This is a genomic window from Gallaecimonas zhanjiangensis (assembly GCF_057624825.1).
Map to the genome: position 1 here is coordinate 314,074 of NZ_CM172603.1, position 23,751 is coordinate 337,824.

General features: G+C 53.7%; 31 protein-coding genes, 3 tRNA genes and 3 rRNA genes. 36 read left to right on the plus strand and 1 reads right to left on the minus strand.

Annotated features, from left to right (window positions below):
* The first annotated feature begins 27 nt into the window (after positions 1-27).
* From fusA to rplQ, 30 genes are all read left to right on the plus strand, one after another.
* Positions 28-2,130 carry an elongation factor G gene (gene fusA / locus AC22G1_RS01430; protein ID WP_487315214.1) on the plus strand — a complete coding sequence of 701 codons (2,103 nt, stop codon included), beginning with the start codon at positions 28-30 and terminating at the stop codon, positions 2,128-2,130.
* 60 nt (positions 2,131-2,190) lie between these two features.
* Entirely contained in the window at positions 2,191-3,375 is a 1,185-nt protein-coding gene (gene tuf / locus AC22G1_RS01435) for an elongation factor Tu (protein ID WP_123422713.1), read from the plus strand.
* Positions 3,376-3,675: 300 nt separating this feature from the next.
* The gene (gene rpsJ, locus AC22G1_RS01440; RefSeq protein WP_008486823.1) at positions 3,676-3,987 is read left to right on the plus strand and encodes a 30S ribosomal protein S10; all 312 of its coding nucleotides are present in this window, start codon (positions 3,676-3,678) and stop codon (positions 3,985-3,987) included.
* A 42-nt stretch (positions 3,988-4,029) separates the two neighbouring features.
* A complete protein-coding gene (gene rplC, locus AC22G1_RS01445; protein WP_050660951.1) occupies positions 4,030-4,668 on the plus strand; it encodes a 50S ribosomal protein L3 in 639 nt (212 codons plus the stop codon).
* A gap of 18 nt (positions 4,669-4,686) precedes the next feature.
* The gene (gene rplD, locus AC22G1_RS01450; protein ID WP_050660950.1) at positions 4,687-5,292 is read left to right on the plus strand and encodes a 50S ribosomal protein L4; all 606 of its coding nucleotides are present in this window, start codon (positions 4,687-4,689) and stop codon (positions 5,290-5,292) included.
* Entirely contained in the window at positions 5,289-5,588 is a 300-nt protein-coding gene (gene rplW / locus AC22G1_RS01455; RefSeq protein ID WP_050660949.1) for a 50S ribosomal protein L23, read from the plus strand. The genes rplD and rplW overlap by 4 nt, the downstream gene beginning before the upstream one ends.
* Positions 5,589-5,605: 17 nt before the next feature.
* Positions 5,606-6,430 carry a 50S ribosomal protein L2 gene (gene rplB, locus AC22G1_RS01460; protein ID WP_050660948.1) on the plus strand — a complete coding sequence of 275 codons (825 nt, stop codon included), beginning with the start codon at positions 5,606-5,608 and terminating at the stop codon, positions 6,428-6,430.
* A gap of 19 nt (positions 6,431-6,449) precedes the next feature.
* The gene (rpsS, locus tag AC22G1_RS01465) at positions 6,450-6,728 is read left to right on the plus strand and encodes a 30S ribosomal protein S19 (RefSeq protein ID WP_008486816.1); all 279 of its coding nucleotides are present in this window, start codon (positions 6,450-6,452) and stop codon (positions 6,726-6,728) included.
* A 10-nt stretch (positions 6,729-6,738) separates the two neighbouring features.
* Positions 6,739-7,071 carry a 50S ribosomal protein L22 gene (gene rplV / locus AC22G1_RS01470; RefSeq protein WP_050660947.1) on the plus strand — a complete coding sequence of 111 codons (333 nt, stop codon included), beginning with the start codon at positions 6,739-6,741 and terminating at the stop codon, positions 7,069-7,071.
* A 15-nt stretch (positions 7,072-7,086) separates the two neighbouring features.
* A complete protein-coding gene (gene rpsC / locus AC22G1_RS01475) occupies positions 7,087-7,773 on the plus strand; it encodes a 30S ribosomal protein S3 (RefSeq protein WP_050660946.1) in 687 nt (228 codons plus the stop codon).
* Between the two features lie 12 nt (positions 7,774-7,785).
* The gene (gene rplP, locus AC22G1_RS01480) at positions 7,786-8,199 is read left to right on the plus strand and encodes a 50S ribosomal protein L16 (protein ID WP_008486813.1); all 414 of its coding nucleotides are present in this window, start codon (positions 7,786-7,788) and stop codon (positions 8,197-8,199) included.
* Complete coding sequence (rpmC, locus tag AC22G1_RS01485) at positions 8,199-8,390, plus strand: 50S ribosomal protein L29 (protein ID WP_050660945.1); 192 nt, start codon at positions 8,199-8,201, stop codon at positions 8,388-8,390. The genes rplP and rpmC overlap by 1 nt, the downstream gene beginning before the upstream one ends.
* Entirely contained in the window at positions 8,390-8,650 is a 261-nt protein-coding gene (gene rpsQ / locus AC22G1_RS01490) for a 30S ribosomal protein S17 (RefSeq protein WP_050660944.1), read from the plus strand. The genes rpmC and rpsQ overlap by 1 nt, the downstream gene beginning before the upstream one ends.
* 172 nt (positions 8,651-8,822) lie before the next feature.
* The gene (rplN, locus tag AC22G1_RS01495; RefSeq protein WP_008486809.1) at positions 8,823-9,191 is read left to right on the plus strand and encodes a 50S ribosomal protein L14; all 369 of its coding nucleotides are present in this window, start codon (positions 8,823-8,825) and stop codon (positions 9,189-9,191) included.
* Positions 9,192-9,202: 11 nt separating this feature from the next.
* On the plus strand, positions 9,203-9,517 hold the full coding sequence (rplX, locus tag AC22G1_RS01500) for a 50S ribosomal protein L24 (protein ID WP_050660943.1): 315 nt from the start codon (positions 9,203-9,205) through the stop codon (positions 9,515-9,517).
* Between the two features lie 15 nt (positions 9,518-9,532).
* Positions 9,533-10,072: a 50S ribosomal protein L5 gene (rplE, locus tag AC22G1_RS01505; RefSeq protein WP_050660942.1), complete on the plus strand. Its 540-nt coding sequence runs from the start codon at positions 9,533-9,535 to the stop codon at positions 10,070-10,072.
* 12 nt (positions 10,073-10,084) lie between these two features.
* Positions 10,085-10,390, plus strand: coding sequence for a 30S ribosomal protein S14 (rpsN, locus tag AC22G1_RS01510; protein ID WP_008486806.1), 306 nt, complete (start codon positions 10,085-10,087; stop codon positions 10,388-10,390).
* Positions 10,391-10,413: 23 nt separating this feature from the next.
* Positions 10,414-10,806 carry a 30S ribosomal protein S8 gene (gene rpsH, locus AC22G1_RS01515; protein WP_487315215.1) on the plus strand — a complete coding sequence of 131 codons (393 nt, stop codon included), beginning with the start codon at positions 10,414-10,416 and terminating at the stop codon, positions 10,804-10,806.
* Positions 10,807-10,818: 12 nt separating this feature from the next.
* Complete coding sequence (rplF, locus tag AC22G1_RS01520; protein WP_487315216.1) at positions 10,819-11,349, plus strand: 50S ribosomal protein L6; 531 nt, start codon at positions 10,819-10,821, stop codon at positions 11,347-11,349.
* Between the two features lie 9 nt (positions 11,350-11,358).
* The gene (rplR, locus tag AC22G1_RS01525; protein ID WP_050660939.1) at positions 11,359-11,712 is read left to right on the plus strand and encodes a 50S ribosomal protein L18; all 354 of its coding nucleotides are present in this window, start codon (positions 11,359-11,361) and stop codon (positions 11,710-11,712) included.
* A 9-nt stretch (positions 11,713-11,721) separates the two neighbouring features.
* Complete coding sequence (gene rpsE / locus AC22G1_RS01530) at positions 11,722-12,222, plus strand: 30S ribosomal protein S5 (protein ID WP_008486802.1); 501 nt, start codon at positions 11,722-11,724, stop codon at positions 12,220-12,222.
* Positions 12,223-12,227: 5 nt separating this feature from the next.
* Positions 12,228-12,410, plus strand: a complete 183-nt coding sequence (gene rpmD / locus AC22G1_RS01535; protein ID WP_008486801.1) for a 50S ribosomal protein L30 — start codon at positions 12,228-12,230, stop codon at positions 12,408-12,410.
* Positions 12,411-12,414: 4 nt separating this feature from the next.
* Positions 12,415-12,849: a 50S ribosomal protein L15 gene (gene rplO / locus AC22G1_RS01540; protein WP_008486800.1), complete on the plus strand. Its 435-nt coding sequence runs from the start codon at positions 12,415-12,417 to the stop codon at positions 12,847-12,849.
* Between the two features lie 6 nt (positions 12,850-12,855).
* The gene (gene secY, locus AC22G1_RS01545; protein WP_050660937.1) at positions 12,856-14,178 is read left to right on the plus strand and encodes a preprotein translocase subunit SecY; all 1,323 of its coding nucleotides are present in this window, start codon (positions 12,856-12,858) and stop codon (positions 14,176-14,178) included.
* A 38-nt stretch (positions 14,179-14,216) separates the two neighbouring features.
* Positions 14,217-14,330 (plus strand): 50S ribosomal protein L36, encoded by a 114-nt coding sequence (gene rpmJ / locus AC22G1_RS01550; protein ID WP_008486798.1) that lies wholly within the window; start codon positions 14,217-14,219, stop codon positions 14,328-14,330.
* Between the two features lie 107 nt (positions 14,331-14,437).
* Complete coding sequence (gene rpsM, locus AC22G1_RS01555) at positions 14,438-14,794, plus strand: 30S ribosomal protein S13 (protein WP_050660936.1); 357 nt, start codon at positions 14,438-14,440, stop codon at positions 14,792-14,794.
* Between the two features lie 16 nt (positions 14,795-14,810).
* Entirely contained in the window at positions 14,811-15,200 is a 390-nt protein-coding gene (gene rpsK / locus AC22G1_RS01560) for a 30S ribosomal protein S11 (RefSeq protein ID WP_008486796.1), read from the plus strand.
* A gap of 30 nt (positions 15,201-15,230) precedes the next feature.
* Entirely contained in the window at positions 15,231-15,851 is a 621-nt protein-coding gene (gene rpsD, locus AC22G1_RS01565; protein ID WP_050660935.1) for a 30S ribosomal protein S4, read from the plus strand.
* A 25-nt stretch (positions 15,852-15,876) separates the two neighbouring features.
* A complete protein-coding gene (locus AC22G1_RS01570) occupies positions 15,877-16,866 on the plus strand; it encodes a DNA-directed RNA polymerase subunit alpha (RefSeq protein ID WP_050660934.1) in 990 nt (329 codons plus the stop codon).
* 43 nt (positions 16,867-16,909) lie between these two features.
* On the plus strand, positions 16,910-17,305 hold the full coding sequence (rplQ, locus tag AC22G1_RS01575; protein ID WP_050660933.1) for a 50S ribosomal protein L17: 396 nt from the start codon (positions 16,910-16,912) through the stop codon (positions 17,303-17,305).
* 60 nt (positions 17,306-17,365) lie between these two features.
* On the opposite strand, the gene AC22G1_RS01580 is transcribed toward rplQ, so the two are convergent.
* Positions 17,366-17,983, minus strand: a complete 618-nt coding sequence (locus tag AC22G1_RS01580) for a hypothetical protein (protein ID WP_487315217.1) — start codon at positions 17,981-17,983, stop codon at positions 17,366-17,368.
* Positions 17,984-18,464: 481 nt separating this feature from the next.
* Between AC22G1_RS01580 and AC22G1_RS01585 the strand changes: the two genes are divergently transcribed.
* The 6 genes from AC22G1_RS01585 to rrf all read left to right on the plus strand — a co-directional run bounded on the left by AC22G1_RS01585 (position 18,465) and on the right by rrf (position 23,665).
* Positions 18,465-20,001 (plus strand): 16S ribosomal RNA (locus tag AC22G1_RS01585).
* 71 nt (positions 20,002-20,072) lie between these two features.
* Positions 20,073-20,149: transfer RNA gene (locus tag AC22G1_RS01590), tRNA-Ile, on the plus strand.
* 7 nt (positions 20,150-20,156) lie between these two features.
* Positions 20,157-20,232, plus strand: a tRNA-Ala gene (locus AC22G1_RS01595).
* 8 nt (positions 20,233-20,240) lie between these two features.
* Positions 20,241-20,316, plus strand: a tRNA-Glu gene (locus AC22G1_RS01600).
* A 222-nt stretch (positions 20,317-20,538) separates the two neighbouring features.
* A 23S ribosomal RNA gene (locus AC22G1_RS01605) occupies positions 20,539-23,434 on the plus strand.
* A 116-nt stretch (positions 23,435-23,550) separates the two neighbouring features.
* Positions 23,551-23,665 (plus strand): 5S ribosomal RNA (gene rrf, locus AC22G1_RS01610).
* Together the 16S, 23S and 5S rRNA genes with 3 tRNA genes alongside form the textbook arrangement of a ribosomal RNA operon.
* Positions 23,666-23,751: the final 86 nt, after the last annotated feature.

The following is a 23,751-nucleotide window of genomic DNA, read 5'->3' on the forward strand; positions in this document are numbered from 1 at the left end:
AGGTTTCTTAATTAGAGGAAAGCTATCGTGGCTCGCAAAACACCTATCGAGCGCTACCGCAATATCGGTATCAGCGCTCACATCGATGCAGGTAAAACGACCACCACTGAGCGGGTCCTGTTCTATACCGGTGTTTCTCACAAGATCGGTGAAGTACATGATGGCGCTGCCACCATGGACTGGATGGAGCAGGAGCAGGAGCGTGGTATCACCATTACCTCCGCTGCCACCACCGCTTTCTGGAGCGGCATGGGTAAGCAGTTCCCCGAGCACCGCATCAACATCATCGACACTCCCGGACACGTTGACTTTACCATCGAGGTAGAGCGTTCAATGCGTGTTCTGGATGGTGCGGTAATGGTTTACTGCGCTGTGGGCGGCGTTCAGCCCCAGTCCGAAACCGTATGGCGCCAGGCGAACAAGTACCACGTACCCCGTATCGCCTTCGTCAACAAAATGGACCGTACCGGTGCCAACTTCCTGCGCGTTGTTGATCAAATCAAAACCCGCCTGAAAGCCACCCCGGTTCCAATTCAGCTGCCTATCGGCGCCGAAGAGCACTTCAAAGGTGTTATCGACCTTATCAAGATGAAGGCCATCAACTGGTCTGAAGAAGATATGGGTACCACTTTCACCTACGAAGACATTCCTGCCGACATGCAGGACCTGGCCGACGAATGGCGCATGAACATGGTGGAAGCAGCCGCTGAAGCCAACGAAGAACTGATGGAAAAGTACCTCGGCGGCGAAGAGCTGACCGAAGAGGAAATCAAAGAAGGCCTGCGCGCACGCGTGCTGAGCACTGACATCATTCTTTGTACCCTGGGTTCTGCGTTCAAGAACAAGGGTGTTCAGGCCATGCTGGATGCCGTTATCGAGTTCCTGCCTGCGCCTACCGACGTTCCGCCGATCAAGGGTGAACTGCCCAACGGTGAAGTCGCTGTGCGTAAGTCTAGCGATGACGAGCCCTTCTCTTCTCTGGCGTTCAAGATTGCTACCGACCCGTTCGTTGGCTCTCTGACCTTCTTCCGCGTTTACTCCGGTGTGGTTAACTCCGGTGACTCGGTTCTGAACGCCACCAAAGACAAGCGTGAGCGTATCGGCCGTATCGTACAGATGCACGCCAACAAGCGTGAAGAGATCAGCGAAGTTCGCGCCGGCGACATCGCCGCTGCCATCGGCCTGAAGGACGTCACCACCGGTGAAACCCTCTGTACCGAAGCTGATCCGATCATCCTGGAGCGCATGGAATTCCCTGAGCCGGTAATCTCCGTTGCCGTTGAGCCGAAGACCAAGTCTGACCAAGAAAAAATGGGTCTGGCTCTGGGTCGTCTGGCCAAGGAAGACCCCTCCTTCCGCGTTTGGACCGACGAAGAGTCTGGCCAAACCATCATCGCTGGTATGGGTGAGCTGCACCTGGAAATTCTCGTTGACCGTATGAAACGTGAATTCAAGGTTGAAGCCAACGTAGGTAAGCCGCAGGTTTCCTACCGCGAAACCATCCGCAACAGCGTTGAAGTCGAAGGTAAGTTCGTACGTCAGTCCGGTGGCCGCGGTCAGTTCGGTCACGTTTGGCTGCGCATTGAGCCAGTCGAAGAAGGCAAAGGCTACGAATTCGTCAACGCCATCGTGGGCGGTGTGGTTCCTAAGGAATACATCCCGGCCGTTGATAAAGGTGTTCAGGAACAGATGAAGAACGGTGTTCTCGCCGGCTTCCCCATCGAAGACCTGAAAGTTACCCTGTACGACGGTTCTTACCACGACGTGGACTCCAACGAGATGGCGTTTAAAATCGCTGCCTCTATGGGTTTCAAAACCGGCTTTATGAAAGCCAACCCCGTGCTGCTCGAACCTATCATGAAGGTAGAAGTCGAAACGCCCGAGGAAAACATGGGTGATGTGATCGGTGACATCAACCGTCGCCGTGGCCTCATCGAAGGCATGGATGACGGCCCGTCCGGTAAGATCGTCCGTGGCCAGGTACCGCTTTCCGAAATGTTCGGTTACGCTACCGACCTGCGTTCTGCCACTCAAGGCCGTGCTTCTTACTCCATGGAGTTCTTGAAGTACCAAGAGTGTCCGAACAACATCGCCAAAGAAGTTATCGAAGCTCGCAAAGCTGGCGAGTAATACATAGCGAAAAAGGGCCAGCTCAGTGGCTGGCCCCCTTTTACATGAAGGATTTTAGCCGTGTCTAAAGAAAAATTTGAACGTACAAAACCCCACGTCAACGTAGGTACCATCGGTCACGTTGACCACGGTAAAACCACCCTGACTGCCGCCATCACTTCCGTACTGGCCAAAACCTACGGCGGTGCTGCCCGCGCTTTCGATCAAATCGATAACGCGCCGGAAGAAAAGGCTCGTGGTATCACCATCAACACCTCTCACGTTGAGTACGATACCCCGACTCGTCACTACGCCCACGTTGACTGCCCCGGCCACGCCGACTACGTCAAAAACATGATCACCGGTGCTGCCCAGATGGACGGCGCGATCCTGGTAGTAGCAGCCACCGACGGCCCGATGCCGCAAACCCGTGAGCACATCCTGCTGGGTCGCCAGGTAGGCGTTCCTTACATCATCGTGTTCATGAACAAGTGCGACATGGTTGATGACGAAGAGCTGCAAGAGCTGGTCGAAATGGAAGTGCGCGAACTGCTGTCCGCCTACGACTTCCCTGGCGACGACCTGCCGGTCATCAAGGGTTCTGCTCTGAAAGCGCTGGAAGGCGACGCTGAGTGGGAAGCCAAGATCATCGAGCTGGGCGAAGCCCTGGACACCTACATCCCTGAGCCGGAGCGCGCTATCGACAAGCCGTTCATCCTGCCCGTGGAAGACGTGTTCTCCATCTCCGGCCGCGGTACCGTAGTAACCGGTCGTGTAGAGCAAGGCATCGTTAAAGTTGGTGAAGAAGTGGAAATCGTCGGTATCAACCCGACCACCAAAACCACTTGTACCGGCGTAGAAATGTTCCGCAAGCTGCTGGACGAAGGCCGCGCTGGTGAGAACGTAGGTGTTCTGCTGCGTGGTACCAAGCGTGACGAAGTCGAGCGTGGCCAAGTACTGTGTAAGCCTGGCTCCATCAAGCCGCACACCAAGTTCGAATCCGAAGTGTACGTGCTGAGCAAAGAAGAAGGTGGTCGTCATACTCCGTTCTTCAAAGGCTACCGTCCGCAGTTCTACTTCCGTACTACTGACGTGACCGGCACCATCGAACTGCCAGAAGGCGTAGAGATGGTAATGCCTGGCGACAACATCCAGATGGTAGTAGAGCTGATCGCTCCTATCGCCATGGATGAAGGTCTGCGTTTCGCTATCCGCGAAGGTGGCCGTACTGTAGGCGCCGGCGTAGTAGCCAAAATCATCGCCTAATCGCGGTGATTGCCAGAAGAAGGGGCGCCTCGGCGCCCCTTTTTTTGCGTGAAGGGCAGGGCAGTGCTGGATTTTTGTGCGCTGGGGTTGAAATTGGCTGACGGCTACGTATAATGCCCCGACCTTCTATGTGAAGGTAATGCTCTTGCTGAAACAGGTGAACAATTGGTTCGCCACTACAGCAGCCCCGATATGGGGCTGACGGATAAGAGAATCGCTTCTCCCATCTCATTAGAGATGTGGTAGAAGTGTGTTTTTTTGTCTGTAGCTCTTTAGTTCTTTTTAACGGAGTCAATTGCAATGGCTAATCAGCGTATCCGTATCCGCCTGAAGGCTTTCGATCACCGTTTGATCGATCAGTCTACTGCGGAAATCGTGGAAACGGCTAAGCGCACTGGTGCCCAGGTTCGCGGTCCTATTCCGCTGCCTACTCGCAAAGAGCGTTTCACCGTGCTGATCTCCCCGCACGTCAACAAAGATGCGCGGGATCAGTATGAGATCCGTACTCACAAGCGTCTGGTGGATATCGTAGAACCCACCGACAAGACTGTTGACGCCCTGATGCGCCTTGATCTGGCCGCTGGCGTCGACGTACAGATCAGCCTGGGCTGATCCTCTGCGTGGCAACACTCTGAACAGTCTTAGAGGTTTATAATGGCTATTGGTCTAGTCGGTAAAAAAATCGGGATGACCCGTATCTTCACTGAAGACGGCGTTTCCATTCCCGTGACCGTAATCCAAGTAGAAAGCAACCGCGTTACCCAGGTTAAGACTCTGGATACCGACGGTTACCGCGCGCTGCAAATCACCACTGGCTCCAAGAAAGCCAACCGTGTGACTAAACCGCAAGCGGGTCACTTTGCCAAAGCTGGTGTTGAAGCCGGCCGTGGCCTGTGGGAATTCCGTCTGGCAGACGGCGAAGGCGAAGGCCTGGAGCTGGGTGCCGAGCTGAGCGTAACCCTGTTCGAAGACGTCAAGAAAGTTGACGTGACCGGTACCTCTAAAGGTAAAGGCTTCGCAGGTGCCGTTAAGCGTTGGAACTTCCGCACTCAAGACGCTACTCACGGTAACTCCCTGTCTCACCGCGTACACGGTTCTATTGGTCAAAACCAATCCCCGGGTAAGGTATTCAAGGGCAAGAAGATGGCTGGTCACATGGGCGACGAGCGCGTCACTACTCAGAACCTCGAACTGGTTCGTGTAGATGCCGAGCGCGGCCTGCTGCTGGTAAAAGGTGCTGTACCCGGCGCCACCGGTGGTGACCTCATCGTTAAACCCGCTGTGAAAGCGTAACGTCTGAGGAGATAGGTGATGGAATTGGTATTGAAAGACGCGCAAGGCGCTCTTGAAGTTTCCGAAGCTACCTTTGGGCGTGAGCTGAATGAAGCCCTGGTACACCAAGTAGTTGTAGCCTACGCTGCTGCTGCTCGTCAGGGTACCCGCGCTCAGAAGACCCGCTCAGAAGTATCCGGTGGCGGCAAGAAGCCCTTCCGTCAAAAAGGCACCGGCCGTGCCCGTGCCGGCACCATCCGCAGCCCGATCTGGCGCTCCGGTGGTGTGAATTTTGCGGCCAAACCGCAAAATTACGAGCAAAAAGTTAACAAGAAAATGTATCGCGGCGCGATCAAAAGCATCCTGTCTGAACTGGTTCGTCAGGAGCGTTTGGTTGTTGTCGAGAACTTCGGTGTTTCTGCACCCAAGACCAAAGAACTGGTTGCCAAGCTCGGCGAGCTGGAGCTGAAGGACGTGCTGATCGTGACTCAAGAAGTCGACGAGAATCTGTTCCTGGCTGCTCGCAACCTGTACAAGGTCGACGTGCGCGACGTGGCCGGTATCGACCCGGTGTCTCTGATCGCCTTCGACAAGGTGCTGATGACCGCTGGTGCTGTTAAGCAACTCGAGGAGATGCTGGCATGATCCGTGAAGAACGCATTCTGAAAGTCATTCGCGCCCCTCACGTCTCTGAAAAGAGCACGCTGGTAGCCGAGAAGTTCAACACTGTTGTGTTGAAAATCGCTACTGACGCTACCAAGGCCGAAGTTAAGGCTGCCGTAGAAAAGCTCTTCGAAGTGGAAGTGGACGCAGTTCGCACCGTAAACGTCAAAGGCAAAACCAAACGCCACGGCGCCCGTACCGGCCGTCGCAGTGATTGGAAAAAAGCCTATGTGACCCTGAAGGCCGGTCAAGCGATCGACTTCGGCGGCGCTGAGTAAGGGGAGGATTCAGAGCTATGGCTATCGTTAAATGTAAGCCGACATCTCCGGGTCGCCGCCACGTTGTTAAAGTGGTTAACCCTGAGCTGCACAAAGGCAAACCGCACGCCGCCCTGCTGGACAAAAAGTCCAAGTCTGGTGGTCGTAACAATGCTGGCCGCATCACTACCCGTCATATCGGTGGTGGTCACAAGCAGCATTACCGGATCATCGATTTCAAACGCACCAAAGATGGCGTTCCTGCCACTGTTGAGCGTCTGGAATACGATCCGAACCGTAGCGCCAACATCGCGCTGGTTCTGTACGCTGACGGTGAGCGTCGTTACATCCTGGCCCCCAAAGGCCTGCAGGCTGGCGACAAGATCCAATCCGGTGTAGATGCGCCTATCAAAGCAGGTAACGCCCTGCCGATGCGCAACATCCCTGTTGGTTCTACCGTTCACGCTGTAGAAATGAAGCCTGGCAAAGGCGCTCAGCTGGCTCGTTCCGCTGGTGCTTATGTTCAGATCGTTGCTCGCGACGGTGCTTACGTGACTGTGCGTCTGCGCAGTGGCGAAATGCGCAAAGTGCCTGCTGATTGCCGCGCCACCGTAGGTGAAGTGGGCAACGCTGAGCACATGCTGCGTCAACTGGGTAAAGCTGGTGCCAAACGCTGGCGCGGTGTTCGTCCGACCGTTCGTGGTGTTGCCATGAACCCGGTAGATCACCCGCACGGTGGTGGTGAAGGCCGTACCTCTGGTGGTCGTCACCCGGTTTCTCCGTGGGGCAAGCCTACCAAGGGCGCCAAAACCCGCAAGAACAAGCGTACCGATAAGTTCATCGTACGCCGTCGTAGCAAGTAAATAAGCTAGAGGAATCACCATGCCACGTTCTCTCAAGAAAGGTCCGTTTATCGACCTGCACTTGCTGAAGAAGGTAGAGAAAGCGGTGGAAAGCGGGGACAAGAAACCAATCAAGACTTGGTCCCGTCGTTCAATGATCATTCCGAACATGATCGGTTTGACCATCGCTGTCCATAATGGTCGTCAGCACGTTCCGGTATACGTTTCCGACGAAATGATCGGTCACAAGCTGGGCGAGTTCGCGCCGACCCGTACTTACCGTGGTCACGCCGCGGACAAGAAAGCCAAGAAGCGTTAAGGAGTAAAAGATGGAAGCTATCGCTAAACATCGTTTTGCCCGTACCTCTGCGCAGAAGGCTCGCCTGGTTGCTGATCAGGTTCGCGGTCTGCCCGTGGCTAAGGCCATCGACACTCTGACCTTCAGCGACAAGAAAGCTGCCGCCCTGGTCAAGAAGGTACTGGATTCAGCCATTGCCAATGCCGAGCACAACTTCGGTCTGGACATTGATGAATTGAAAGTGGCGAAGATCTTCGTTGACGAAGGTCCGTCCATGAAACGCATCATGCCCCGCGCCAAAGGTCGTGCGGATCGTATCCTCAAGCGCACCAGCCACATTACTGTGGTTGTCGCTGAGCGTTAATCCAGGAGATAAGCAATGGGACAGAAAGTACATCCTAATGGTATCCGCCTGGGCATCGTGAAGCCTTGGAACGCGACCTGGTACGCGGACACCAAAGATTTTGCTGACAACCTGCATGGCGATCACGAAGTGCGTCAGTTCCTGAAAAAGGAACTGAAAGCCGCTTCTGTATCCCGCATCGTTATCGAGCGCCCGGCTAAGTCCATCCGCGTTACCATTCACACTGCCCGTCCGGGTGTGGTGATTGGTAAGAAAGGTGAAGACGTTGAGAAGCTGCGCAAAGCTGTTGCCAAAATTGCCGGCGTGCCCGCGCAAATCAACATCAGCGAAGTGCGCAAGCCTGAGCTGGACGCGCAACTGGTAGCTGACAGCATCAGCAGCCAGCTGGAGCGCCGCGTCATGTTCCGTCGCGCTATGAAGCGTGCGGTACAAAACGCCATGCGTCTGGGTGCCAAGGGTATCAAGGTAGAAGTGAACGGCCGTCTTGGTGGCGCCGAAATCGCTCGCACCGAATGGTACCGTGAAGGCCGTGTGCCGCTGCACACCCTGCGCGCTGACATCGATTATGCCACTTCCGAAGCTCACACCACTTACGGCGTGATCGGCACTAAAGTCTGGGTCTTCAAAGGTGAGATCCTGGGCGGTATGCCGGTTGCCGAAGTCCAGCCTGAGCCCAAGAAGAAAGGCAAAGGTGGCAAGTAAGGAGTTCCAGCGATGTTGCAACCGAAACGTACAAAATTCCGTAAGCAGCACAAGATGCGTAACCGTGGTCTGGCGCAAGCCGGTGCCAAGGTTTCCTTCGGTACCTTTGGTCTGAAAGCCATTGGCCGTGGTCGCATGACTGCTCGTCAAATTGAAGCTGCCCGTCGTGCCATGACCCGTCACGTCAAGCGTCAAGGTAAGATCTGGATCCGGGTATTCCCCGACAAGCCGATCTCCGAGAAGCCTCTGGAAGTGCGGATGGGTAAAGGTAAAGGCTCCGTTGAATACTGGGTCGCCGAAATCAAACCCGGCAAAGTCCTGTATGAAATGGACGGTGTCTCCGAAGAGCTGGCACGTGAAGCGTTCGCCCTGGCGGCCGCCAAACTGCCGTTTAAGACCACCTTTGTGATTCGGACGGTACTGTAATGAAAGCGACTGATCTTCGTAACAAGAGCGTTGAAGAGCTGAACGCTGAGCTGATCAATCTGCTGCGTGAGCAATTCAACCTGCGCATGCAGTCAGCAACTGGTCAGCTGTCACAGTCTCACGAGCTCAAGAAAGTGCGTCGCAATATTGCACGCGTGAAGACTGTTCTCAACGAGAAGGCAGGTGCGTAATGACTGAGAAGACTGTTCGTACGCTGCAGGGCCGCGTGGTCAGCGACAAGATGGACAAGTCCATCACTGTTGCTATCGAGCGCTTTGTGAAGCACCCGATCTACGGTAAGTTCATCAAGCGTACCACCAAGCTGCACGTGCATGACGAGAACAACGAGTGCCAAGCTGGTGACGTCGTGACTATTCGCGAATGTCGCCCGCTGTCCAAGACCAAGTCCTGGACTCTGGTGCAAATCGTTGAGCGTCCGGCCAAGGTTTAATCGCCTTAGCCTGCGCAAAACCGCAATGACCCCGGCAACGGGGTCATTGTATTTTTATTAGCCTTAGCGCTACCCATTGCAAAGTGATGGTGTTAAACTGTCGCGCCTTTGCTATAGGCAGCCAAAGGTGGCCCAATTCTGGGCCGTAGTTATTTTTTAGCGGAGCACTAACATGATCCAAATGCAAAGTATGCTCGACGTTGCTGATAACAGCGGCGCTCGCAGCGTAATGTGTATTAAGGTTCTGGGTGGTTCGCACCGCCGTTATGCCGCTGTTGGCGACATCATCAAAGTTACCGTTAAGGAAGCAATTCCGCGCGGTAAAGTGAAAAAAGGTGATGTGGTTAACGCGGTGGTAGTGCGTACCAAGAAAGGTGTGCGTCGTCCTGACGGGTCACTGATCCGTTTCGATCGTAACGCTGCGGTACTGCTTAATGCTAAGCAGGAACCCATTGGCACCCGTATCTTCGGCCCGGTGACTCGTGAACTGCGTTCTGAGAAGTTCATGAAGATCATCTCTCTGGCGCCGGAAGTACTGTAAGGAGTATCCCAATGGCAGCGAAAATTCGTCGTGACGATGAAGTGATCGTGCTGACCGGCAAAGACAAGGGCAAGCGTGGCAAAGTCACCAAGGTCCTGGCTACCGGCAAGCTGATCGTTGAAGGCGTAAACGTCATCAAAAAACACCAAAAGCCCAACCCCTACCTGGGTGTTCAGGGTGGCATTGTTGAAAAAGAAGCCCCTATTCAGGTTTCCAACGTAGCCATCTACAACCCCAAAACTGGCAAGGCTGACCGTGTCGGTTTCCGTTTTGAAGAAGGCCAAAAGGTCCGTTTCTTCAAATCCAATAACGAAGTCATCAACTGATTTTTGGAGTAAACGATGGCGAAACTGCATGATTTCTACAAAGAGACTGTAGTGCCTGGGCTCGTTACCGAGTTCGGCTACAAGACAGTCATGCAAGTCCCTCGGATTGAGAAAATCACCCTTAACATGGGTGTAGGTGAAGCTGTGGCTGATAAAAAGCTGCTGGATAATGCCTCTGCCGATCTGGCAGCCATTTCCGGTCAGAAGCCGCTCATCACCAAAGCGCGTAAATCCGTGGCGGGCTTCAAAATCCGTGAAGGTTACCCCATTGGTTGCAAAGTAACCCTGCGTGGCGAACGTATGTGGGAATTCTTCGAGCGTTTGGTCTCGATTTCTATCCCCCGTATCCGTGACTTCCGTGGCCTCAACCCGAAATCTTTCGACGGTCGTGGCAACTACAGCATGGGTGTTCGCGAGCAAATCATCTTCCCTGAAATCGACTACGACAAAGTCGATCGCGTACGTGGTCTGGATATCACCATCACCACCAGCGCGAAGAATGACGAGGAAGGTCGTGCTCTGCTGGCTGCCTTTAACTTCCCGTTCAAAAAGTAAGGAATTAGGGTTATGGCAAAGCAATCAATGAAGGCCCGCGAGGCCAAGCGCGCCAAGCTGGTAGCTCAGTTCGCTGAAAAACGTGCGACCCTGAAAGCTACTATCAGCAGCGTCAACAGCTCTGACGAAGAGCGTTGGGACGCCGTGCTCAAACTGCAATCCCTGCCGCGTGATTCCAGCCGCAGCCGTCAGCGTAACCGCTGCCGTGTGACTGGTCGTCCGCACGCCTTCCTGCGCAAGTTCGGCCTGAGCCGTATCAAGGTGCGTGAAGCTGCGATGCGCGGTGAAATTCCTGGCCTCAAAAAGGCCAGCTGGTAAGCCACTTACGGGAGTGAAGCATTATGAGCATGCAAGATCCTATCGCTGACATGCTGACTCGCATCCGCAACGGCCAACAGGCCCGCAAGGTTGCGGTCATCATGCCTTCTTCCAAGCTGAAGGTGGCTATCGCCGAGACGCTGAAGAAAGAAGGTTATATCGCCGGTTATCAAGTTTCTGGCGACGTCAAGCCCGAGCTGGAAGTGACCCTGAAATATTTCCAGGGCAAGCCGGTTGTCGAGAGCATTCAACGCGTTTCCCGCCCTGGCCTGCGCATCTATAAGAAAAAAGATGAGCTGCCGAAAGTAATGGGTGGTCTGGGCGTTGCTATCGTCTCTACGTCCAAGGGCGTGATGAGCGACCGTGCTGCGCGTAAAGCCGGCATGGGTGGCGAAATCATCTGCTACGTAGCGTAAGGGGGTAGAACAATGTCTCGTGTCGCTAAAGCACCTGTGACCATTCCTGCCGGCGTTGAAGTTAAATTCGACGGCCAGGAAATCACAGTTAAGGGTAAAAACGGTACTCTCAGCCGCGTTCTGAACAACGCTGTGACCGTGAACCAAGAAGACAACCAGCTGAAAGTTAGCCTGAAAGACGGTGCTACTGAAATTGCTCAGGCCGGCACTGCCCGCGCCCTGATCAATAACATGGTCATCGGTGTTACTGAGGGCTTCAGCCGTAAGCTGCAACTGATTGGCGTGGGTTACAAAGTACAGGTACAAGGTTCCAAGCTGAACCTGGCCCTGGGCTTCTCTCACCCGGTAGAGCATGAACTGCCGCAAGGCATCACTGCCGAGTGCCCGAGCCAAACTGAAGTGGTTATCAAAGGCGCAGACAAACAGTTGGTCGGCCAAGTTGCTGCCAACGTTCGCGGCTACCGTCCGCCCGAGCCCTACAAAGGCAAAGGTGTTCGCTACGCTGACGAAACTGTTCTGCGTAAAGAGGCTAAGAAGAAGTAAGGTAACACTATGGACAAGAAAGCATCTCGTCTTCGTCGCGCTCTGCGCGTACGCAAGCAGATTAAAGAGCTGGGTGCGAATCGTCTGGTGGTTCACCGTACACCGCGCCACATTTACGCGCAGCTGATCGCAGCCAACGGTTCTGAAGTGATCGCCTCTGCCTCCACTCTGGAGAAAGCACTGGCCGAGCAAGTGAAATACTCCGGCAACATCGATGCTGCCAAAGCAGTGGGTAAAGCCATCGCCGAGCGCGCTCTTGAAAAAGGCGTGAGCACCGTTGCATTCGATCGTTCCGGTTTTAAATATCACGGTCGTGTAGCTGCCCTGGCGGACGCTGCCCGTGAAGCCGGCCTGAAGTTCTAAGGAGCAGTCATGGCGAACGTAGAAAAGCAAGCCGGTGACCTGATCGAAAAGCTGATCAGTGTTAACCGTGTTTCTAAAGTAGTTAAGGGCGGCCGTATCTTCAGCTTCACTGCATTGACTGTAGTGGGCGACGGCAACGGTCGCATCGGTTTTGGTTACGGTAAAGCCCGTGAAGTTCCTGCTGCCATTCAAAAGGCTATGGAACAAGCTCGCCGCAACATGGTTACCGTCTCTCTGAACGGCACCACCCTGCATCACCCTGTTAAGGGCCGTCACTCCGGCTCCCAGGTGTACATGCAGCCTGCCTCTGAGGGTACCGGTATCATCGCCGGCGGTGCCATGCGCGCCGTGCTGGAAGTTGCTGGCGTGCACAACGTGCTGTCCAAGGCCTATGGTTCCACCAACCCGATCAACGTGGTTCGTGCGACCATCGGTGCCCTGGTAGACGTTAAGTCTCCGGAAGCCGTAGCGGCCAAACGTGGTCTCACCGTTGAAGAAATTCTGGGGTAATCACAATGGCTAACAAAACTGTAAAAGTGACTCAAACTCGCAGCTCTATCGGCCGTCTGCCTAAGCACAAGGCCACGCTGCGCGGTCTGGGCCTGCGTAAGATCAACCACACTGTAGAGCTGGAAGATACTCCTGCTGTACGTGGCATGATCAACCAGGTCTATTACATGGTGAAGGTGGAGGGCTAATCGGATGAAACTGAATACCCTGTCCCCCGCCGCTGGTTCCAAGTCCGCACCTAAGCGTGTTGGCCGTGGTATCGGTTCTGGCCTGGGTAAAACCGGTGGCCGTGGCCATAAAGGTCAAAAGAGCCGCAGTGGTGGTAAAGTACGTGCCGGTTTTGAAGGCGGTCAAATGCCGCTGCAACGCCGTCTGCCGAAGTTCGGCTTCACTTCTCGTAAGTCCCTGGTGACTTCCGAAGTGCGCCTGTCCGAGCTGGCCAAGGTAGAAGGTGATGTGGTTGATCTGAACAGCCTGAAAGACGCTAACGTCATCACCCGTAACATTGAATTCGCCAAGGTTGTACTGTCCGGCGCCATTGAGCGTCCTGTGACTGTACGTGGTCTGCGCGTCACCAAAGGTGCCCGTGCTGCCATTGAAGCCGCTGGCGGAAAGGTCGAGGAATAATAGGCAATGGCTAAACCAGGACTGGATACTCAAAAGGCACAAGGCGGGCTGTCGGAACTTAAACGCCGACTGCTGTTCGTGCTCGGGGCGATTATCGTTTTCCGGGCCGGCTCCTTCGTCCCCATTCCTGGTATTGACGCTGCTGTTCTTGCCGATCTGTTTGCACAGCAAAAAGACACCATCGTTGCCATGTTTAACATGTTCAGCGGTGGTGCCTTGTCCCGTGCCTCCGTGTTTGCACTGGGGATCATGCCGTACATTTCGGCATCGATCATCGTGCAGCTGCTGACCGTGGTGCACCCTGCGCTCGCCGAACTGAAAAAGGAAGGTGAAGCAGGCCGCCGCAAAATCAGCCAGTACACACGCTGGGGTACATTGGCGCTGGCGATTGTCCAGTCCTTCGGGATCGCAACCGGTCTCCCTAACCTGGTTAACGGCCTTGTGCTGGATCCAGGCCCGGCTTTCTACTTCACCGCAGTAGTCAGCTTGGTGACCGGTACTATGTTCCTGATGTGGCTGGGTGAGCAGATCACTGAACGGGGTATCGGCAACGGTATCTCCATTCTGATCTTTTCCGGTATCGTCGCGGGCCTGGCCCCGGCGATCGGCAAGACAATAGAGCAGGCGCGTCAAGGGGATTTGAATTTCCTGGTAGCGATCCTGATTGCAGTTGTAGTTGTTGCTGTCACCTTTGGTGTTGTTTTCGTTGAGCGCGGCCAGCGCCGCATCGTCGTCAACTATGCCAAACGTCAGCAAGGCCGTCGCGTCTTTGCCGCGCAAAGTACGCATCTGCCGCTGAAGATCAACATGGCTGGGGTTATCCCGCCGATCTTCGCCAGCTCCATTATTCTGTTCCCGGGCACTGTGGCTCAATGGTTCGGTCAGAACCAGTCACTGTCTTGGTTGCAGGATATTGCTCTGTCGCTGTCACCAGGTCAGCCGTTGTACGTGATGCTGTATTCAGCAGCCATCATCTTCTTCTGTTTCTTCTACACCGGGCTGGTATTCAACCCGCGTGAAACAGCTGAAAACCTGAAGAAGAGCGGTGCCTTTATTCCGGGCATTCGCCCAGGCGAGCAAACTGCTCGTTATATCGACAAAGTGATGACTCGCCTCACTCTGGCCGGTGCGATCTACATCACCTTGGTGTGTCTGATCCCTGAGTTCATGATGGTGGCCTTTAATGTGCAGTTCTACTTCGGTGGTACCTCACTGCTCATTATCGTCGTCGTGATCATGGACTTTATGGCGCAAGTGCAGACTCATCTGATGACCCATCAGTATGAGTCGGTCATGAAGAAGGCGAACCTCAAGGGCTACGGGCGATAAGCCCGGCCTTTGGTGTCGTTGAACATACGGAGTAAGCAATGAAAGTTCGTGCATCCGTTAAGAAAATTTGCCGCAACTGCAAAATCATCAAGCGCCACGGCGTGGTTCGCGTGATTTGCACTGAGCCGAAGCACAAGCAACGGCAAGGCTAATCCGGGGCTGACCAGCAAATAGCTGGTCAGCTTAATTGAAAACAGGCTTTCTGTTGGGTATCCTTACGGGCTTTCCGCAGATAGCCACTACTTTAGGAGTGCAGTTGATGGCCCGTATAGCCGGCATTAACATTCCTGATCATAAACATGCTGTGATCGCACTGACTGCCATTTTTGGCGTCGGTCGTACCCGCGCTAAGGCCATTTGTGCCGCCGCTGGTATCGAAGAAAGCGTGAAAATCCGCGAGTTGGATGAAGCGCAAATCGACAAACTTCGTGACGAAGTCGGTAAGTACACCGTTGAAGGTGATCTGCGCCGTGAAGTCACCCTGTCTATCAAACGTCTGATGGACCTGGGTTGCTTCCGTGGCCTGCGCCACCGTCGCGGTCTGCCCGTACGTGGTCAGCGCACCAAAACCAATGCGCGTACCCGTAAGGGTCCTCGTAAGCCGATCAAGAAATAATTTGGGAAGGTAAACGATGGCTAAAACTCCGACTCGCGCACGTAAGCGCGTTAAGAAGCAAGTGGTTGATGGTATCGCCCACGTACATGCTTCTTTCAACAACACTATCGTGACTATCACTGACCGTCAGGGCAACGCCCTGTCCTGGGCTACCGCTGGTGGCTCTGGTTTCCGTGGCTCTCGTAAGTCTACTCCTTTCGCTGCGCAGGTTGCTGCTGAGCGTGCTGGTGTAGTTGCTGCTGAGTACGGTGTGAAAAACCTGGAAGTGAATGTGAAAGGTCCCGGTCCGGGCCGTGAATCCGCAATCCGCGCTTTGAATGCTGCCGGTTTCCGGATCACCAACATCACCGACGTCACGCCGATCCCGCACAACGGTTGTCGTCCGCCCAAGAAGCGTCGCGTGTAATTCGCTTCTAGAGGATAGTGGAGAAAGAACATGGCAAGATATTTGGGTCCTAAGCTCAAGCTCAGCCGCCGCGAAGGTACTGATCTGTTCCTGAAAAGCGGTGTACGCGCGATTGATTCCAAATGCAAACTCGAGCAAGCCCCTGGTCAACACGGTGCCCGTAAGCCCCGTCTGTCTGACTACGGTGTACAGCTGCGCGAGAAGCAAAAAGTTCGTCGTATCTACGGCGTACTGGAAAAGCAATTCCGTAACTACTACAAAGAGGCCGCCCGCCTGAAAGGCAACACCGGTGCAAACCTGTTGCAACTGCTGGAAGGCCGTCTTGATAACGTGGTTTACCGCATGGGTTTCGGTGCTACTCGCGCTGAATCTCGCCAGCTGGTGAGCCACAAAGCGGTCCTGGTTAATGGCAAAGTAGTAAACGTTGCCTCCTTCCAGGTCTCCGTCAATGACGTCGTCTCCATCCGTGAGAAAGCCAAGAAACAGGCTCGCATCAAAGCAGCTCTGGAACTGGCTGAACAGCGTGAAAAGCCGACCTGGCTGGAAGTTGACAAAGACAAGATGGAAGGCACCTACAAGCGTCTTCCTGAGCGTACTGATCTGTCCGCCGACATCAACGAACAGCTGATCGTCGAGCTTTACTCCAAGTAAAGCTTAACGCACTAGAGAGGACTATATGCAGGGTTCTGTTACTGATTTTCTCAAGCCGCGGCTGGTGGACATTGAAAGCCTCAGCCCGACTCGAGCCAAAGTGACCCTGGAGCCGCTTGAACGCGGTTTCGGCCACACACTTGGCAATGCGCTGCGCCGCATTCTCCTGTCTTCCATGCCCGGCTGTGCCGTAACGGAAGTGGAAATTGATGGCGTACTGCACGAGTACTCCAGCAAAGAAGGTGTTCAAGAGGATGTTATTGAGATCCTTCTGAACCTGAAAGGCCTGGCTGTGAAGCTGCACGGTAAAAACGAAGCCATGCTGACACTCACCAAGAGTGGCGCTGGCGCTGTCGTTGCGGCAGACATCACTACTGACGGTGATGTGGAAATCATGAACCCCGAGCACCACATCTGCACTTTGACTGGCGACGCGGAAATTTCCATGCGCATCAAAGTAGAGATGGGTCGCGGTTACGTACCTGCTTCTTCTCGTCTGACTCTGGAAGAGGATGACCGTCCCGTGGGCCGCCTGCTGGTCGACGCCGGTTTCTCTCCCGTTGAGCGTATTGCTTACAACGTGGAACGTGCTCGTGTTGAACAACGCACTGACCTCGACAAACTCGTTATCGACATGGAAACCAACGGTACCATCGATCCCGAGGAAGCTATCCGTCGCGCTGCCACCATTATGGCCGAGCAACTGGAAGCCTTCGTCGAGCTGCGCGACATGAGCGAGCCGGAACAGAAAGAAGAGAAGCCGGAGTTCGATCCGATCCTGCTGCGTCCTGTTGATGATTTGGAGCTGACCGTGCGTTCGGCTAACTGCCTCAAAGCAGAAGCCATCCACTACATCGGTGACCTGGTACAGCGTACCGAGGTAGAGCTCCTCAAAACGCCTAACCTGGGTAAGAAGTCTCTGACCGAAATCAAAGACGTATTGGCCTCTCGTGGTCTTTCTCTGGGCATGCGCCTCGAGAACTGGCCGCCTGCCAGTCTGGTCGACAGAGATTAATCCGGGTTACGTGTTCAACTGATTTAGTTAAAAGGAAACTCCCATGCGCCATCGTAAGAGTGGTCGTCAACTAAATCGCAACAGCAGCCATCGCCAGGCCATGTTCCGTAACATGGCCAGTTCACTGGTTCGTCATGAAGTTATCAAGACTACCGTGCCGAAGGCGAAAGAACTGCGTCGCGTTGTTGAGCCGTTGATCACCCTGGCCAAGATCGACAGCGTTGCTAACCGTCGTCTGGCCTTTGCCCGCACTCGTGATAAAGAAGTCGTGGGTAAACTGTTCAACGAACTGGGTCCGCGTTACCAAGATCGCCCCGGCGGTTACCTGCGCATTCTGAAGTGCGGTTTCCGTGCCGGCGATAACGCCCCCATGGCATTCGTAGAACTGGTTGATCGTCCTGTTGCTGCCGTAGCTGCTGAAGAAGCCGCTGCCGAGTAAGCTGCAGACCTGTAAAAAAGCCGAGGCATTTGCCTCGGCTTTTTTATTGGCGTTTTTTCTTCAGGGCTGATGCGCTCCTTGTTGCGCAGACACATCATCTTCTTTCTTGAGTGCAAACATGGCTTTTACAGTGGCCATTGCTTCATCAGCCTGATCGGGCACCAGCTTTTTCACCAGTGCTAACAGCTCATTAATATGGTCAGGGTGCTGCTCGGCTGTTACCTGCACAATACTGTCTACAGCCAGCGGTTCGGTAGAAAGTGCCACGGTCATGATCTGGCTGAATCTGGCTGGCTCATCATTAACAGCAGAATTGACGACCACATCTGAACAGGCAGGATCGGCATGGATAGCTGCTTGGACCACTGCGTCCGTATCGACTCCAGGAAGTTTCAGTGCCTGGTCGACTGCAAGGGACAACAACCCAGGTTGTTGCTGCGCAATACCACTGATGATCTTAGGTATGGCATCGGGGTAGCTACGGTACGCTTCATTAAGGATGACTTCCGAAGCATTCGGGTAATTCTGCACCAGAATGCTCACTGCTTTGGGGACAGAATTATTTTGGGCAACCTGGTTTTCTAGCAGATCATGAAGGGAAGCCTGACCAGCAAGTGCCGGCAAGCTGCACAAGCTCAATGTAGCTAGCAGTACGCAATAGTTTGGTACCAGACGCATAGACCCCTCTCTATATGACTTTCTTATTCTTTACCTATCTTCAGACTGCATTAATCCGAGATAGTTTGCTTATGTTTTAGCCTTATTTAGTTTTTCCTGCGAGCCCTAAAAAAAGATCTTGTGATCTGAAACAAGATCCCTATAATGCCGCCTCGTCGCCAAGGGAAAGCGCGGTTGAGGGCTGATTAAGCGGTGCTTAAAAAGGCCTTGACCGATAAAGATAAGTGAGTAGAATGGCGGCTCGCTTCGGGGATTGAGTCGAAAGGCTTAAAAAACGAAGTTTAGTGTGAAGCGAAAGGGCTTGACACTGTATTGGGAGGCTGTAGAATGCGCCTCCTCGCTTGAGAAAGCGACGCTCTTTAACAATTGAATCCAAGTAATCTGTGTGGGCACTCACAGTTGGGTAGACTCAAAAATTGAGAACTACTCGATGAAGTGAAGTGTTCAACACTTCAGCAATTCATTGAGCATCAAACGCTTTTAATTGAAGAGTTTGATCATGGCTCAGATTGAACGCTGGCGGCAGGCCTAACACATGCAAGTCGAGCGGTAGAGGGGAGCTTGCTTCCCTTGAGAGCGGCGGACGGGTGAGTAATACGTAGGGAGCTGCCTGATAGTGGGGGATAACCATTGGAAACGATGGCTAATACCGCATGATGTCTACGGACCAAAGAGGGGGACCTTCGGGCCTCTTGCTATCAGATGCACCTACGTGGGATTAGCTAGTTGGTGAGGTAACGGCTCACCAAGGCGACGATCCCTAGCTGGTCTGAGAGGATGATCAGCCACACTGGGACTGAGACACGGCCCAGACTCCTACGGGAGGCAGCAGTGGGGAATATTGGACAATGGGCGCAAGCCTGATCCAGCCATGCCGCGTGTGTGAAGAAGGCCTTCGGGTTGTAAAGCACTTTCAGCGAGGAGGAAAGGTTGATGCTTAATACGTATCAGCTGTGACGTTACTCGCAGAAGAAGCACCGGCTAACTCCGTGCCAGCAGCCGCGGTAATACGGAGGGTGCAAGCGTTAATCGGAATTACTGGGCGTAAAGCGCACGCAGGCGGCTTGTTAAGTTAGATGTGAAAGCCCCGGGCTTAACCTGGGAATTGCATTTAAGACTGGCAAGCTAGAGTCTTGGAGAGGGGGGTGGAATTTCCGGTGTAGCGGTGAAATGCGTAGAGATCGGAAGGAACATCAATGGCGAAGGCAACCCCCTGGCCAAAGACTGACGCTCAGGTGCGAAAGCGTGGGGAGCAAACAGGATTAGATACCCTGGTAGTCCACGCCGTAAACGATGTCAACTTGGAGTTTGTGTTCTTGAAACGTGGACTCCGGAGCTAACGCGTTAAGTTGACCGCCTGGGGAGTACGGCCGCAAGGTTAAAACTCAAATGAATTGACGGGGGCCCGCACAAGCGGTGGAGCATGTGGTTTAATTCGATGCAACGCGAAGAACCTTACCTACTCTTGACATCTAGCGAACTTGGTAGAGATACCTTGGTGCCTTCGGGAACGCTAAGACAGGTGCTGCATGGCTGTCGTCAGCTCGTGTTGTGAAATGTTGGGTTAAGTCCCGCAACGAGCGCAACCCTTATCCTTTGTTGCCAGCGAGTAATGTCGGGAACTCAAAGGAGACTGCCGGTGATAAACCGGAGGAAGGTGGGGACGACGTCAAGTCATCATGGCCCTTACGAGTAGGGCTACACACGTGCTACAATGGCGCGTACAGAGGGAAGCAAGCTAGCGATAGTAAGCGGATCCCAAAAAGCGCGTCGTAGTCCGGATCGGAGTCTGCAACTCGACTCCGTGAAGTCGGAATCGCTAGTAATCGTGGATCAGAATGCCACGGTGAATACGTTCCCGGGCCTTGTACACACCGCCCGTCACACCATGGGAGTGGGCTGCACCAGAAGTAGATAGCTTAACCTTCGGGAGGGCGTTTACCACGGTGTGGTTCATGACTGGGGTGAAGTCGTAACAAGGTAGCCGTAGGGGAACCTGCGGCTGGATCACCTCCTTACTAAAGAGATACCTGCTGTTGCAGTGTCCACACAGATTACTTGGGTTAAAGGTAAGAGCGTATACAAGTGTGGGTCTGTAGCTCAGCTGGTTAGAGCGCACCCCTGATAAGGGTGAGGTCGGTGGTTCAAGTCCACTCAGACCCACCACACTTTTGGGGCTATAGCTCAGCTGGGAGAGCGCCTGCTTTGCACGCAGGAGGTCAGCGGTTCGATCCCGCTTAGCTCCACCATTATTGATGTCCCCTTCGTCTAGAGGCCTAGGACACCGCCCTTTCACGGCGGTAACAGGGGTTCGAATCCCCTAGGGGACGCCATCAATAAGGTTCGCTCGAGAGAAGACTAAGTTAAGTCAACGACTTACCTTAGGCTTTTTAAGCCTGTTCTTTAACAATTCGGAAAGCTGATAACACTGCAATTTAAACGAGATTCTCAAGTTTTACTTTGAGCGTCCGGCGAAAAACCAGGTGTTAGTCACATACGGATGTCGCCATTAACGGGCGATATGTTCGCACAAGCGAAACCCTTAGGGGTTGTATGGTTAAGTGACTAAGCGTACAGGGTGGATGCCTAGGCAGTTAGAGGCGATGAAGGACGTGCTAATCTGCGATAAGCATTGGTGAGGTGATAAGAACCGCTTGAGCCAATGATTTCCGAATGGGGAAACCCACTGACATAAGTCAGTATCTGTATCTGAATACATAGGGTGCAGAGGCGAACCGGGAGAACTGAAACATCTAAGTACCCCGAGGAACAGAAATCAATTGAGATTTCCTCAGTAGCGGCGAGCGAACGGGAAAGAGCCCAGTGTGTTTATCAGCGGTTGGTATAGTGGAAGGCTCTGGAAAGTGCCGCGATACAGGGTGATAGTCCCGTACATGAAATGCCAGCTGTTGTTGCACACGATGAGTAGGTCGGGACACGTGGTATCTTGACTGAATATGGGGGGACCATCCTCCAAGGCTAAATACTCCTAACTGACCGATAGTGAACCAGTACCGTGAGGGAAAGGCGAAAAGAACCCCGGCGAGGGGAGTGAAATAGAACCTGAAACCCTGTACGTACAAGCAGTAGGAGCACCTTCGTGGTGTGACTGCGTACCTTTTGTATAATGGGTCAGCGACTTATATTTTGTGGCGAGGTTAACCGAATAGGGGAGCCGTAGGGAAACCGAGTCTTAACTGGGCGTCCAGTCGCAAGGTATAGACCCGAAACCCGGTGATCTAGTCATGGGCAGGTTGAAGGTGCCGTAACAGGTACTGGAGGACCGAACCCACTACTGTTGCAAAAGTAGGGGATGACCTGTGATTAGGGGTGAAAGGCCAATCAAACCGGGAGATAGCTGGTTCTCCTCGAAAGCTATTTAGGTAGCGCCTCGGACGAATACCTTGGGGGGTAGAGCACTGTTTGGGCTAGGGGGTCATCCCGACTTACCAAACCCATGCAAACTCCGAATACCCAAGAGTACTATCCGGGAGACAGACAGCGGGTGCTAACGTCCGTTGTCAAAAGGGAAACAACCCAGACCGTCAGCTAAGGTCCCAAAGTCATAGCTAAGTGGGAAACGATGTGGAAAGGCTTAGACAGCTAGGAGGTTGGCTTAGAAGCAGCCACCCTTTAAAGAAAGCGTAATAGCTCACTAGTCGAGTCGGTCTGCGCGGAAGATGTAACGGGGCTAAGCTATGCACCGAAGCTACGGGTTCACGCTTAGCGTGAGCGGTAGAGGAGCGTTCTGTAAGCCTGCGAAGGTGTGTCGGGAGGCATGCTGGAGGTATCAGAAGTGCGAATGCTGACATGAGTAACGTTAATGGGGGTGAAAAACCTCCACGCCGGAAGACCAAGGGTTCCTGTCCAACGTTAATCGGGGCAGGGTGAGTCGGCTCCTAAGGCGAGGGCGAAAGCCGTAGTCGATGGGAAACAGATTAATATTTCTGTACTTCTATGCAATGCGATGGGGGGACGGAGAAGGCTAGGCAGGCATGGCGTTGGTTGTCCATGTGAAAGTGCGTAGGGAGAGTGCTTAGGTAAATCCGGGCGCTTAATTCCGAGACACGAGACGAGTCACTACGGTGACGAAGCTGTTGATGCCACGCTTCCAGGAAAAGCCTCTAAGCTTCAGTTGCATAGGAACCGTACCCCAAACCAACACTGGTGGTCAGGTAGAGAATACTAAGGCGCTTGAGAGAACTCGGGTGAAGGAACTAGGCAAAATAGTACCGTAACTTCGGGAGAAGGTACGCTCTTGTTTGTGAAGGACTTGCTCCGTAAGCAGACGAGAGTCGCAGTGACCAGATGGCTGGGACTGTTTATCAAAAACACAGCACTGTGCAAACTCGAAAGAGGACGTATACGGTGTGACACCTGCCCGGTGCCGGAAGGTTAATTGATGGGGTTAGCCGTAAGGTGAAGCTCTTGATCGAAGCCCCGGTAAACGGCGGCCGTAACTATAACGGTCCTAAGGTAGCGAAATTCCTTGTCGGGTAAGTTCCGACCTGCACGAATGGTGTAACCATGGCCATGCTGTCTCCATCCGAGACTCAGTGAAATTGAAATCGCTGTGAAGATGCAGTGTACCCGCGGCTAGACGGAAAGACCCCGTGAACCTTTACTACAGCTTGACACTGAACATTGAGCCTACTTGTGTAGGATAGGTGGGAGGCTATGAAACCCGGACGCCAGTTCGGGTGGAGCCAACCTTGAAATACCACCCTGGTATGTTTGATGTTCTAACTTAGACCCGTTATCCGGGTTGAGGACAGTGTCTGGTGGGTAGTTTGACTGGGGCGGTCTCCTCCTAAAGCGTAACGGAGGAGCACGAAGGTTGGCTAATCCTGGTCGGACATCAGGAGGTTAGTGCAATGGCATAAGCCAGCTTAACTGCGAGACAGACACGTCGAGCAGGTACGAAAGTAGGTCATAGTGATCCGGTGGTTCTGAATGGAAGGGCCATCGCTCAACGGATAAAAGGTACTCCGGGGATAACAGGCTGATACCGCCCAAGAGTTCATATCGACGGCGGTGTTTGGCACCTCGATGTCGGCTCATCACATCCTGGGGCTGAAGTCGGTCCCAAGGGTATGGCTGTTCGCCATTTAAAGTGGTACGCGAGCTGGGTTCAGAACGTCGTGAGACAGTTCGGTCCCTATCTGCCGTGGGCGTTGGATGATTGAAGGGAGTTGCTCCTAGTACGAGAGGACCGGAGTGAACGAACCTCTGGTGTTCGGGTTGTCACGCCAGTGGCACTGCCCGGTAGCTAAGTTCGGAATCGATAACCGCTGAAAGCATCTAAGCGGGAAGCGAGCCCTGAGATGAGTCATCCCTGAGACTTCGAGTCTCCTAAAGGGTCGTTGAAGACTACGACGTTGATAGGCTGGGTGTGTAAGCGTAGCGATACGTTGAGCTAACCAGTACTAATTGCCCGTGCGGCTTAACCATACAACACCCAAAGGGTTTTGTGGGACGCCAAAGTAAGGCGAGAGAATCGAAAGCACTGTTATCAGCTTAATCCGAATTGATAAGTTGGCTCGCAAGAGCGGACTTAAACGAATTCGCCTGGCGGCAATAGCGCTGTGGAACCACCTGACTCCATTCCGAACTCAGAAGTGAAACGCAGCCGCGCCGATGGTAGTGTGGCATTCGCCATGTGAGAGTAGGTCACCGCCAGGCACCTAATAAACGAAGAACCCCAGCCTTACGGCTGGGGTTTTTTGTTTATCCGGTGTTTGATGACCCGCTCTCACATGGCGACATCA

Excerpts from the sequence above, each read along its gene's own strand:
- rpsJ (WP_008486823.1), top strand. The coding sequence starts at position 3,676 with ATGGCTAATCAGCGTATCCGTATCCGCCTGAAGGCTTTCGATCACCGT.
- rplC (WP_050660951.1), top strand. The coding sequence starts at position 4,030 with ATGGCTATTGGTCTAGTCGGTAAAAAAATCGGGATGACCCGTATCTTC.
- rplD (WP_050660950.1), top strand. The coding sequence starts at position 4,687 with ATGGAATTGGTATTGAAAGACGCGCAAGGCGCTCTTGAAGTTTCCGAA.
- rplW (WP_050660949.1), top strand. The coding sequence starts at position 5,289 with ATGATCCGTGAAGAACGCATTCTGAAAGTCATTCGCGCCCCTCACGTC.
- rplB (WP_050660948.1), top strand. The coding sequence starts at position 5,606 with ATGGCTATCGTTAAATGTAAGCCGACATCTCCGGGTCGCCGCCACGTT.
- rpsS (WP_008486816.1), top strand. The coding sequence starts at position 6,450 with ATGCCACGTTCTCTCAAGAAAGGTCCGTTTATCGACCTGCACTTGCTG.
- rplV (WP_050660947.1), top strand. The coding sequence starts at position 6,739 with ATGGAAGCTATCGCTAAACATCGTTTTGCCCGTACCTCTGCGCAGAAG.
- rpsC (WP_050660946.1), top strand. The coding sequence starts at position 7,087 with ATGGGACAGAAAGTACATCCTAATGGTATCCGCCTGGGCATCGTGAAG.
- rplP (WP_008486813.1), top strand. The coding sequence starts at position 7,786 with ATGTTGCAACCGAAACGTACAAAATTCCGTAAGCAGCACAAGATGCGT.
- rpmC (WP_050660945.1), top strand. The coding sequence starts at position 8,199 with ATGAAAGCGACTGATCTTCGTAACAAGAGCGTTGAAGAGCTGAACGCT.
- rpsQ (WP_050660944.1), top strand. The coding sequence starts at position 8,390 with ATGACTGAGAAGACTGTTCGTACGCTGCAGGGCCGCGTGGTCAGCGAC.
- rplN (WP_008486809.1), top strand. The coding sequence starts at position 8,823 with ATGATCCAAATGCAAAGTATGCTCGACGTTGCTGATAACAGCGGCGCT.
- rplX (WP_050660943.1), top strand. The coding sequence starts at position 9,203 with ATGGCAGCGAAAATTCGTCGTGACGATGAAGTGATCGTGCTGACCGGC.
- rplE (WP_050660942.1), top strand. The coding sequence starts at position 9,533 with ATGGCGAAACTGCATGATTTCTACAAAGAGACTGTAGTGCCTGGGCTC.
- rpsN (WP_008486806.1), top strand. The coding sequence starts at position 10,085 with ATGGCAAAGCAATCAATGAAGGCCCGCGAGGCCAAGCGCGCCAAGCTG.
- rpsH (WP_487315215.1), top strand. The coding sequence starts at position 10,414 with ATGAGCATGCAAGATCCTATCGCTGACATGCTGACTCGCATCCGCAAC.
- rplF (WP_487315216.1), top strand. The coding sequence starts at position 10,819 with ATGTCTCGTGTCGCTAAAGCACCTGTGACCATTCCTGCCGGCGTTGAA.
- rplR (WP_050660939.1), top strand. The coding sequence starts at position 11,359 with ATGGACAAGAAAGCATCTCGTCTTCGTCGCGCTCTGCGCGTACGCAAG.
- rpsE (WP_008486802.1), top strand. The coding sequence starts at position 11,722 with ATGGCGAACGTAGAAAAGCAAGCCGGTGACCTGATCGAAAAGCTGATC.
- rpmD (WP_008486801.1), top strand. The coding sequence starts at position 12,228 with ATGGCTAACAAAACTGTAAAAGTGACTCAAACTCGCAGCTCTATCGGC.
- rplO (WP_008486800.1), top strand. The coding sequence starts at position 12,415 with ATGAAACTGAATACCCTGTCCCCCGCCGCTGGTTCCAAGTCCGCACCT.
- secY (WP_050660937.1), top strand. The coding sequence starts at position 12,856 with ATGGCTAAACCAGGACTGGATACTCAAAAGGCACAAGGCGGGCTGTCG.
- rpmJ (WP_008486798.1), top strand. The coding sequence starts at position 14,217 with ATGAAAGTTCGTGCATCCGTTAAGAAAATTTGCCGCAACTGCAAAATC.
- rpsM (WP_050660936.1), top strand. The coding sequence starts at position 14,438 with ATGGCCCGTATAGCCGGCATTAACATTCCTGATCATAAACATGCTGTG.
- rpsK (WP_008486796.1), top strand. The coding sequence starts at position 14,811 with ATGGCTAAAACTCCGACTCGCGCACGTAAGCGCGTTAAGAAGCAAGTG.
- rpsD (WP_050660935.1), top strand. The coding sequence starts at position 15,231 with ATGGCAAGATATTTGGGTCCTAAGCTCAAGCTCAGCCGCCGCGAAGGT.
- AC22G1_RS01570 (WP_050660934.1), top strand. The coding sequence starts at position 15,877 with ATGCAGGGTTCTGTTACTGATTTTCTCAAGCCGCGGCTGGTGGACATT.
- rplQ (WP_050660933.1), top strand. The coding sequence starts at position 16,910 with ATGCGCCATCGTAAGAGTGGTCGTCAACTAAATCGCAACAGCAGCCAT.
- AC22G1_RS01580 (WP_487315217.1), bottom strand. The coding sequence starts at position 17,983 with ATGCGTCTGGTACCAAACTATTGCGTACTGCTAGCTACATTGAGCTTG.